The 1018-nt window shown below is 49.5% G+C and carries 1 protein-coding gene; it reads left to right on the forward strand.

The features are described 5' to 3' along the window. Positions 1–1018, forward strand: a 1018-nt coding sequence (locus tag KT99_RS19845) for an IS66-like element ISSbe3 family transposase (RefSeq protein WP_005503953.1), incomplete at both ends; no start/stop codon positions are given.

The following is a 1018-nucleotide window of genomic DNA, read 5'->3' on the forward strand; positions in this document are numbered from 1 at the left end:
GTTATTTCCGGGCGTTGTCAGCAGTGCAACACCGTGAGCAAAGGAGCCTTGCCTGAAGAGGCTCCCGATGGTCAGATGGGGCCACGATTGCTCAGTTACGTGGCTGTGCTCAGTGGCTTGTATCACCTGAGCGTACGTAAAATTCAACGTTTACTGCAAGACCAATACGGGACTCATTTCTCTATCGGTCTGATTTCTGAAGCGCAAGGGCGAGTCAGTAGTATGCTGACGCCGACACACCAAGCTCTGCATCAACACATAAAAAAAGCGTCATTAGTGCATGTTGACGAGACGACGCACAATCGTAATGGTGAAGAGCATACCCGCTGGGTCTGGTTGTTATCGAGTGAGGATGCCGTATTCCAACAGGTGAAATATTTTCGTAATAAGGATGCAGCCAAATCGATATTAGGCGAGCATACCCAAGCGATTGTCGTGAGTGACCAATGTCCCAGCTACAACTGGATTGAGCCCGAACGGCATCAATTTTGCCTTGCCCATGTGCAGCGTAATTTACAACAAATGGCCGATTATTCAGGTAAGGGGCTTACCGCGAGTATCGGCAATCGACTGGTATTGCTATTCAAGTCCGTATTTCGCACTCAACATAGATATGAAGCCGGTGACGTTGACGAAATAATGTGGCGTCGGCGAATGCAACGACTAAGGCGCAATATTAAGCGCTGGCTTGAGTGCGGGGAAAATGTGCCCGCTTCACGCTACTCAGGCCGATGCCGGCATATTCTCAAATATGAGCAAGGTTTATGGGTTTTTCTCAATCACCCAGGGACACCTTTGACCAATAACGAAGCCGAGCGTTGTTTGCGTGGCAGCGTGATCATGCGCAAGATCTGCTATGGCACCAGTTCAGATAGGGGTGAGAAGTTTCGATCTCGGATCCTCTCAGTCGTTGAAACGTGCAAGAAGCGCAAGTTATCCCCGATAACAGTGATCAGCACTATCATTGCGGGCGTGGTGGGTAAATGCGACTACCCAGACGTATTTGGACTAACCTCAG

The organism is Shewanella benthica KT99, from assembly GCF_000172075.1.
GTDB lineage: Bacteria > Pseudomonadota > Gammaproteobacteria > Enterobacterales > Shewanellaceae > Shewanella > Shewanella benthica_A.